Origin of the sequence: Micromonospora sp. RTP1Z1, from assembly GCF_033804685.1 — a bacterium.
GTDB lineage: Bacteria > Actinomycetota > Actinomycetes > Mycobacteriales > Micromonosporaceae > Micromonospora.
In genome coordinates, this window is sequence record NZ_JAPFQV010000023.1 from 72,598 (window position 1) to 80,294 (window position 7,697).

Here is a 7,697-nt window from a genome sequence, read left to right on the forward strand (position 1 = left end):
CGACCGACCGGGATCACTGCTTGTACGAGTCGTAGATCTCCTTGCACTTCGGGCAGACCGGCGAGCCGGGCTTGGCCGCCTTGGTCACCGGGAAAGTCTCACCGCAGAGCGCCACGACGTGGGTGCCCATGACGGCACTCTCCGCGATCTTCTCCTTGCGGACGTAGTGGAACATCTCGGGACCGGTATCGGCATCCTTGAGTTCCGGACGCTCGAGGATCTGTGTGCTCACGTCTACACCTCCAACCTTTCCATTTTTACAGGTCATCCGGGGCCGGTCCACCGCAGCCCGCCGGAACGGCGGCGGTACCGTAACGGAAGTGACCAACTTTCACATCCGTTACGGCACCGAGGTGGCCGACGCCCGACGTGCCGGGCGTCCCGTCGTCGCCCTGGAGAGCACCATCGTCTCGCACGGCCTCCCCCGGCCGGACAACCTCCGGGTCGCCCGCCAGATCGAGCAGGCGGTCCGGGACGCCGGGGCGGTCCCGGCCACCATCGGCATGGTAGGCGGCGAGCTGGTGGTCGGGCTGGACGACGCGCAGCTGACCCGGCTCGCCACCGTCGACGGGGTGACCAAGCTCTCCGTACGCGATCTCGCGGTGGCCGCCGCCACCGGCGCGGACGGCGCCACCACGGTCGCCGCGACCAGCGCGGTGGCCGCGGCAGCCGGGATCGGCGTCTTCGCCACCGGCGGCCTCGGTGGGGTCCACCGGGAGGCCGCGCAGACCTTCGACGAGTCGGCCGACCTGGTCACCCTGGCCCGGACGCCGATCGCGGTGGTGTGCGCGGGGGTCAAGTCGATCCTCGACGTGGGCGCGACGCTGGAGCGGCTGGAGACCCTGGGCGTCGGCGTGGTCGGCTACCGCACCCGCCGCTTCCCCGGCTTCTACCGCACCGACGCCGGCTTCGACCTGGACTGGTCGGTGGACTCGCCGGAGCAGGTGGCCGACGTGCTGGCCGCCCGGGAGGCGCAGGGCGTGCACCACGGCGGGCTGATCGTGGCCAACCCGCTCCCCGTCGACGAGCAGCTCGACCCGGAGCTGCACGACCGGACGCTCGCCGAAGGCCTGGCCCTGCTGGCCCGCGACGGGGTGACCGGCAAGGCCGTGACGCCGTTCCTGCTGGCCCACCTCCACTCCGCCACCCAGGGCGCCAGCCTCGCCGTCAACGTCCGGATCATCCTGCGCAACGCAGACCTCGCCGCCCGGATCGCCGTCGCCCGTACCGCCGTCACGGCATGAACCACCCGTCCCGCGTCCTCGTCGTCGGCGACGTGATCACCGACGTGGTGGCGGCGCTCTCCGGGCCGCTCGCGACCGGCTCGGACACCGCCGCCGAGATCCGCTTCAGCGGCGGCGGGCAGGCGGCCAACACGGCCGCCTGGATCGCCGCGCAGGGGGCGGGCGTGACGCTGGTCGGCGCGGTCGGCGACGACGAGGCGGGACGCGACCGGGTGGCCGAACTGACCCGGATCGGCGTCGACTGCGCGGTGGAGCGCCACGAGGGCTACCCCACCGGCACGGTCATCGTGCTGACCACCGACGGCGAGCGGACCATGGTCAGCCAGCGCGGGGCGAACCTGCGGCTGAGCGCCGCGCACGTCGACCGGGCCCTGGCCGCGGCGCCCGACGCCGGACATCTGCACCTGTCCGCGTACACCCTGCTGGACGCCGCGTCGCGCGGCGCCGGACTGCGGGCGCTGGCCGCCGCCCGCGAGCGTGGGCTGACCACCAGCGTCGACGCGGCGTCCGCGGCGCCGCTGCGGCGGGTCGGCGCGGCGGCGTTCCTGACCTGGGTACGGGACGTCGACCTGCTGCTGGTGAACACGGACGAGGCGACGGTGCTGGCCGGTGGGCTGGACCCGGCGGCGCAGGCGCGGGCGCTGTCGGCGGCGGCCCGCCGGGTGGTGGTCAAGCGCGGGGCGGCCGGGGCGGTCTGGGTCGACCGGGAGGCCACGGTCAGCGTGGCGCCGGCCCGCCGGGTGGCGGTGGTGGACGTCCCCGGGGCCGGGGATGCCTTCGCCGCCGGCCTGCTGACGGCCTGGCTCGCCGGTGCGGACCCCCGCGCGGCGCTCGCCCGCGCGGCCGACCTCGGCGCCACCGCCGTCGCCACGCTGGGCGCCCGCCCCACCCCCTGATGGGAGCTGTCGGGATCAGGGTTCGGCGTCGATGATCTTGTGGGGTCGGTCCTCCGCCGTGAGGGACATGGGAGGGGCTTCGTCGCGGTGGCGTGGGTGGAACTTGTTGGCCAGGCGGTGCTCTTCCTTCGGGGGGCGGTCGTTGGCCAGCAGCACCGCCAGCCAGGGGATGAGCACCATCCCGAAGCCGAGCAGCGGCAGCCAGAGCCAGAGCAGGGGTGCCTTCACGCCGACCAGGACGGCACCGACCACCAGGCACGCCACCCGGATGCCCATCATCAGCACATAGCGCTTCTGCCGGCTGGTGAGCTGGTCGTTCTGGCTGCGCGAGGCGTCGGTGATCAGAATCGGCTGGTACGCCTGACGCTTCACCACGGACCTCCTCGAGGGGATACGACCCATCCTGTCACCCGAATCCGCTGATCAGCGAACATCGACTCATCTTGGCCACGTGTTACGTCCGTGGTACGCTCCGCCCGTGGGCAGCCGGTTCAGCTTCACCGACGAGGCGTCGGCCAACCTTCGGGTCTACGACGTCACGCCAGGGGAAGTCTGGGAGGCCCTGCACAGCACGCGGCGGGTCATCCGGCACCTCGGCGACGACGTGATGGTCGTCTACGCGGTGTCGCACCGGGGGCGACGCCTCGCCGTGCTGCTCGCCGAGGCCGACGGCACCGACAACGACTGGGACGTCCTGTCCGCGCGCGAGCTGAGCGACGTCGAGGCGAAGCGCTACGACGAGGCGGTACGGAGATCTCGCCGATGAGGAGGCGGTCACGATGGACCGGAACGAGGCGACCAAGCGTTTCCACGGCGGCGACGACGCGCTGGCCGAGCTGATCGACGAGAGCCAGCCGGCGGAGCTGCCCACCCCCGACACCGACGTGCCGATGGTCAGCCGCTCGGTGCGCCTCCCGCTGGAGACGTACGAGCGGGTCCGGGCCGCCGCCGACGCCCGCGGCATCGGGGTGACCACCCTGATGCGACAGTGGATCGAGGCGGGCCTCGCCGAGCTGGACGACACGGCGACCGTCTCCCTCGCCGACGTCCGTCGGGCGCTGGCCACGCTCTCCCGCCCCACCGCCGCCTGACCGCCCCGTCAGATCGGCGGCGCGGGCTGCTCCGGCGGCCGACCCCGGGCCCGCAGCGCGTCGGCCGCGGCGATCCCACCCAGCACCGCCGTGGTCGCCGCGCCGACCGCCAGCGGAGGCAACCGGATGACCAGGGGCACCAGCACGACCAGTACGACGAGGCCGACCAGCCGGGACCGGGACACCCGGCCGAACACCTCGTACTCGAAACGCGCCCGGCCGAGCACGAACAGCGCCGGACCGCCAATGATCACGGTGAGCCATGCCGGATCGGTGTGCCCACCAGGATGGCCGATGACGAGTTCGTAGCCGACGGCGGCGGCAACGATGCCGGCCACCATGACCAGATGGGTGTACGTCGCCGACTCGGCGAGCCGGCCGGGTCGCGCCGACCCGGCCACCGCCTCCACCAGCACCGTGCCGGCCCGGTAGAAGTAGATCCGCCAGAGCAGCGCGGTGCTCGCGAACGTGATGGCGAAGGCCACCCACTGGGCGGCCGCGAACTCGCTCATGCTGAAGCCGAATCCGCTGATCAGGATCATCTCGCCCAGCGCGATGATGGTGAACTGCTGGTAGCGCTCGGCCAGGTGCTCGCCGGTCACCGGCCAGGAGGACGCGGGCGACCGGCCCCGTCCGGGCAGCGGCCAGCCCAGCCGGGCCGCGCCGTAGTCGATGATCACCGCGACGGTCCAGAGCACCCCGCGGGCGTCGTTGTGCACGAGCGCTCCAGCGATCCACGGCACCGCCGACACCACCGCCCAGACGAGGATCCGCCCGGCGGCGTGCCGCGTCGGGTCGTGTCGCATCGCCACCGTGAGGAAGAGGGGACGGCCGACCTGGACGGCCACGTAGCCGATCGCGAAGGAGAGGCCCCGCGTGTCGAACGCCTCCGGCAGCGACACCGCCATCACCATGCTGGCGAACATCGAGCCCGCCACGACCAGTTGAATCGCCGGCTGCGCCGGGTTGTACCGGCTCGTCGTCCACGTGGTCAACGACCAGACCATCCAGAGGGCGAGCAGGAGCAGCAGCGTCTGCCCCGCCTCGGAAAGGAAGACCCTCCGCTCCACCGTGAAGTCGTCGATCAGCCGGTTCGACACCCGGGTGAGCGCGAAGACGAAGGCGACGTCGAAGAAGAGCTCCAGGAACGTCGCCCGCGGCGAGGTCTCGTCGCCGCGGAGGAGCTCCTTGCCCCGTTCGTCCGCCATGCCCCGCCCGCCGTCGTCGCCTGAGGATCTCAACGACAGGAGCGGGCGACGGTTGCGTCAGCCCTTCGCGGCCTTCGCCTTCGCCTCCGCCTTGGCCGCCTGCTTGAACTCGCGGACCCGGCGCAGCGACTCCGGGTCGGTGACGTCGGCCACCGACCGGTACGCGTCCGCGTCGCCGTACCCGCCCGCGGCCTCCCGCCAGCCGTCCGGCCGGACGTCGTACCGCTTGCCGAGCAGGGCGACGAAGATCTGCGCCTTCTGCTTCCCGAAGCCGGGCAGCTCGCCGACCCGGCGCAGCAGCTCCCGGCCGTCCGTGACGTCGGCCCAGAGGCCGGCCGGGTCGCCGTCGTACCGGTCGACGAGGACCCGGGAGACCTCCTGCACCCGGGCCGCCATCGCCTTGGGGAACCGGTGCAGGGCCGGTGACTGGGCGAAGAGCGCGACCAGGGCCTCCGGGGCGTACCCGGCCAGTTCGCGGGCGTCCGGCTCGTGACCGAGCCGCTGGGTCAGCACGTACGGCGAGGAGAACGCCTTCTCCATCGGCACCTGCTGGTCGAGCACCATGCCGAGGAGCAGCGCCAGCGGGCTGCGCTCCAGCAGCCGGTTGGCTTCCGGGTCGATGGGCAGCGAGAGCGTCATGCCCCCATCCTGCCGCCTCCGCGCGGCGCGGGCCGCGCCGACTCCCCGAGTCGGGACGGCAACCGGCCCGGCGGACACGGGCGGGGCACGCCCGTGGAGACCGTGGCCGATACGGACGGGGCCACGGAATGGATGTCCCGGGTGCCGGCCGATCGGCGCCGGTCGCGAGGCAGGATGGCGACGTGGAACATGACATGCTGCTCTCCCCCGCCGGCGTCGAGGCGCTACGGACCGCGCTGACCCGGGCGGACTTCACCTCGAACGGCATCGCCGGTCGACTCGGCGCGCAGGCCACCGGCGGGGTGGCCCGCAACGACTTCCGGGCCGCGCTGCGCGCCACCGAGGACCGCGACCCGCTCGCCACGCTGATCCGGGTGTTCATCTGCGACCAGACCGAGCCGGAGGCGGCGGTGGCCGCCGCGCTCGCGCCGCTGGCCGTCGAGGAGGCGCTCGCCGGGGGGCTGGTCGAGCGGTACGGCGACGGCCTGCGCGCCGGCGTCGACCTGGAGCCGTACGGGGACGACTGGTGGGTGCTCGCCGACGTGCCGGCCAGCGCCCGGCCCGGGAAGCCGCTGCACGCCGAGCACGTGCTGGGCATCGGCGGCGCCACCCAGACGCTGATCGGCGCGACCGTCCGTCGTCCGGTGGAGACCGCGCTGGACCTGGGCACCGGCTCCGGCGTACAGGCCCTGCACCTGGGCACCCACGCCCGGCGGGTGACCGCCACCGACGTCTCCGAGCGGGCGCTGCGCTTCGCCACCACCACCGCCGCGCTCAACGGCCAGGACTGGGACCTGCTCCGCGGCGACCTGGTCGCCCCGGTCGCCGGCCGCCGCTTCGACCTGGTGGTGAGCAATCCGCCGTTCGTGGTCGGCCCGGGCACCACCACCCACGTATACCGGGACTCCGGCCGGGCCGGCGACGCCATCGGCGCCGAGCTGGCCGCCGCCGCGCCGCACCTGCTCACCGAGGGCGGCACGATGCAGTACCTGGCCAACTGGGTGCACGTCACCGGTGAGGAGTGGGACGAGCGGGTGGCCGGCTGGTTCGCCGGCACCGGGTTGGACGCCTGGGCGATCCAGCGCGAGGTGGCGGACCCGATGGCGTACGTCAACCTGTGGCTCACCGACGTCGGCGAGGCCGCTGACCCGCAGCGGATGGCGGCCTGGCTGGACTGGTTCGACGCGCACAAGGTGGAGGCGATCGGCTTCGGCATCGTCTCGCTCCGCCGCGCGGGCCATGACGAGCCGGTCGTCCGGGTGGAGGACCTGCGCCAGCGGGTGGAGCCGCCGATGGGGGACCACATCGCCGCCTGGTTCGATCGCCAGGACTGGCTCCGGGCACGGGACATCGAGACGCTGCTCGCCGCGCGCTACCGGGCCGCCACGGGCCTCCAGCTGCGCCAGGAGGCCACCATGGGCGACGAGGGTTGGGCGGTGGACCGGCAGGTCCTCGCCATGCCGCACGGGCTGCGCTGGTCGGAGGAGATCGATCCGCTGGTGCTCGCCCTGGTCGGCGGCGCGGACGGCCGGCTGCCGCTGCGCGACCAGCTCGCCCTGCTCGCCGCCGCGCACGACGTCGCCCCCGAAGAGCTGGCCGAGGCGGCCGGCCCGATCGTGGCGCACCTGGTCGAGCGCGGCATCGTCGAACCGGTGGCCGACTGATGCCGGCGGCCGCGGCCGCGCCGGCCAGGTCCCGGACGGAGGTGACGGCCTGATGCGGGCCGTGGTGCAGACGGTGGGCCGGGCCAGCGTGACCGTCGACGGCGACGTGGTCGGTGAGATCGCCGACGGGCTGCTGGTGCTGCTCGGGGTGACCCACACCGACACCCCGCAGGTCGCCGCGACGATGGCCCGCAAGATCCACGAGCTGCGCATCCTCGACGAGGAGCGCAGCGCCGCCGACACCGGCGCCCCGATCCTGGTGGTCAGCCAGTTCACCCTCTACGGCGACGCCCGCAAGGGCAGACGGCCGAGCTGGACCGCGGCGGCCCCCGCCGAGCTGGCCGAACCCCTGGTGACCGCGGTGGTCGAGGCGCTCCGCGCCCGTGGTGCCAAGGTCGAGACCGGCCGCTTCCGCACCCACATGCTGGTCGACAGCGTCAACGTAGGCCCCCGCACCCTCATCCTCGACCTCTGCCCCCCCGCCACGGGGCGGGGGTGGGGTTGTTAGCTGTTGCACGTTGTTTCGTCTTCTATCGATGTCCTTGTAGGATAGTCGTGTGAGGTTGGGCGAGTGGGCGACACGCAGCGGTGTGCAATACCAGACCGCTTGGCGGTGGGCTAGGGACGGCAAGATGCCCGTGCCAGTGGTGCGTACCGCTACCGGGACTTGGCTGGTGCAGGAGCCTGACGCCCCCTCGCCGACCCCGAAGCGGCGGTGATCGTGGTCGAGCACCGCGATCGCCTGGCCCGCTTCGGTGTGGAGCACCTGGAGGCCGCCTGGCCGCCTCGGGTCGTCGCCTGATCATCCTCGATGCACAGGAAGCCAGCGATGATCTGGTGCGGGACATGACCGAGGTGCTGACCTCGATGTGCGCCCGCCTGTACGGGCGCCGGTCGGCCCGACACCGGGCCGACGCCGCACTGCTTGCCGCGGCGGAGGCCGGGTGAAGAAGTT

General features: G+C 73.2%; 10 protein-coding genes and 1 pseudogene. 7 read left to right on the forward strand and 4 right to left on the reverse strand.

Going from position 1 to position 7,697, the window contains the following annotated elements:
* Positions 1-13: 13 nt before the first annotated feature.
* Complete coding sequence (locus tag SLP03_RS14130; RefSeq protein WP_319461055.1) at positions 14-268, reverse strand: DUF3039 domain-containing protein; 255 nt, start codon at positions 266-268, stop codon at positions 14-16.
* 52 nt (positions 269-320) lie between these two features.
* Between SLP03_RS14130 and SLP03_RS14135 the strand changes: the two genes are divergently transcribed.
* Together SLP03_RS14135 and SLP03_RS14140 are read left to right on the forward strand one after the other, a co-directional pair.
* Complete coding sequence (locus tag SLP03_RS14135) at positions 321-1,244, forward strand: pseudouridine-5'-phosphate glycosidase (protein ID WP_319461039.1); 924 nt, start codon at positions 321-323, stop codon at positions 1,242-1,244.
* A complete protein-coding gene (locus SLP03_RS14140; protein ID WP_319461040.1) occupies positions 1,241-2,140 on the forward strand; it encodes a carbohydrate kinase family protein in 900 nt (299 codons plus the stop codon). Before SLP03_RS14135 ends, SLP03_RS14140 begins: the two co-directional genes overlap by 4 nt.
* 15 nt (positions 2,141-2,155) lie before the next feature.
* On the opposite strand, the gene SLP03_RS14145 is transcribed toward SLP03_RS14140, so the two are convergent.
* Positions 2,156-2,512, reverse strand: coding sequence for a DUF3099 domain-containing protein (locus SLP03_RS14145; protein WP_319461041.1), 357 nt, complete (start codon positions 2,510-2,512; stop codon positions 2,156-2,158).
* 106 nt (positions 2,513-2,618) lie between these two features.
* Between SLP03_RS14145 and SLP03_RS14150 the strand changes: the two genes are divergently transcribed.
* Both SLP03_RS14150 and SLP03_RS14155 read left to right on the forward strand, forming a co-directional pair.
* A complete protein-coding gene (locus tag SLP03_RS14150; RefSeq protein WP_319461042.1) occupies positions 2,619-2,906 on the forward strand; it encodes a hypothetical protein in 288 nt (95 codons plus the stop codon).
* A gap of 13 nt (positions 2,907-2,919) precedes the next feature.
* The gene (locus SLP03_RS14155) at positions 2,920-3,231 is read left to right on the forward strand and encodes a hypothetical protein (RefSeq protein WP_319461043.1); all 312 of its coding nucleotides are present in this window, start codon (positions 2,920-2,922) and stop codon (positions 3,229-3,231) included.
* 8 nt (positions 3,232-3,239) lie between these two features.
* Here SLP03_RS14155 and SLP03_RS14160 read toward each other — a convergent pair whose 3' ends face one another.
* Together SLP03_RS14160 and SLP03_RS14165 are read right to left on the reverse strand one after the other, a co-directional pair.
* The gene (locus SLP03_RS14160) at positions 3,240-4,439 is read right to left on the reverse strand and encodes a low temperature requirement protein A (protein ID WP_319461044.1); all 1,200 of its coding nucleotides are present in this window, start codon (positions 4,437-4,439) and stop codon (positions 3,240-3,242) included.
* 57 nt (positions 4,440-4,496) lie between these two features.
* Entirely contained in the window at positions 4,497-5,078 is a 582-nt protein-coding gene (locus SLP03_RS14165) for an HhH-GPD-type base excision DNA repair protein (protein ID WP_319461045.1), read from the reverse strand.
* Positions 5,079-5,272: 194 nt separating this feature from the next.
* On the opposite strand from SLP03_RS14165, the gene SLP03_RS14170 reads away from it, so the two are divergent.
* The 3 genes and pseudogenes from SLP03_RS14170 to SLP03_RS14180 all read left to right on the forward strand — a co-directional run bounded on the left by SLP03_RS14170 (position 5,273) and on the right by SLP03_RS14180 (position 7,690).
* A complete protein-coding gene (locus SLP03_RS14170) occupies positions 5,273-6,742 on the forward strand; it encodes a methyltransferase (protein ID WP_319461056.1) in 1,470 nt (489 codons plus the stop codon).
* 52 nt (positions 6,743-6,794) lie between these two features.
* Complete coding sequence (gene dtd / locus SLP03_RS14175) at positions 6,795-7,250, forward strand: D-aminoacyl-tRNA deacylase (protein WP_319461046.1); 456 nt, start codon at positions 6,795-6,797, stop codon at positions 7,248-7,250.
* A gap of 49 nt (positions 7,251-7,299) precedes the next feature.
* Positions 7,300-7,690 (forward strand): annotated as a pseudogene (locus tag SLP03_RS14180) (IS607 family transposase).
* The last annotated feature ends 7 nt before the right edge of the window (positions 7,691-7,697 follow it).

What these genes read in the sequence shown, in the direction of transcription:
- SLP03_RS14130 (WP_319461055.1), bottom strand. Translation starts at nt 268, where the DNA reads ATGACCTGTAAAAATGGAAAGGTTGGAGGTGTAGACGTGAGCACACAG.
- SLP03_RS14140 (WP_319461040.1), top strand. Translation starts at nt 1,241, where the DNA reads ATGAACCACCCGTCCCGCGTCCTCGTCGTCGGCGACGTGATCACCGAC.
- SLP03_RS14155 (WP_319461043.1), top strand. Translation starts at nt 2,920, where the DNA reads ATGGACCGGAACGAGGCGACCAAGCGTTTCCACGGCGGCGACGACGCG.
- SLP03_RS14160 (WP_319461044.1), bottom strand. Translation starts at nt 4,439, where the DNA reads ATGGCGGACGAACGGGGCAAGGAGCTCCTCCGCGGCGACGAGACCTCG.
- SLP03_RS14165 (WP_319461045.1), bottom strand. Translation starts at nt 5,078, where the DNA reads ATGACGCTCTCGCTGCCCATCGACCCGGAAGCCAACCGGCTGCTGGAG.
- SLP03_RS14170 (WP_319461056.1), top strand. Translation starts at nt 5,273, where the DNA reads ATGCTGCTCTCCCCCGCCGGCGTCGAGGCGCTACGGACCGCGCTGACC.
- dtd (WP_319461046.1), top strand. Translation starts at nt 6,795, where the DNA reads ATGCGGGCCGTGGTGCAGACGGTGGGCCGGGCCAGCGTGACCGTCGAC.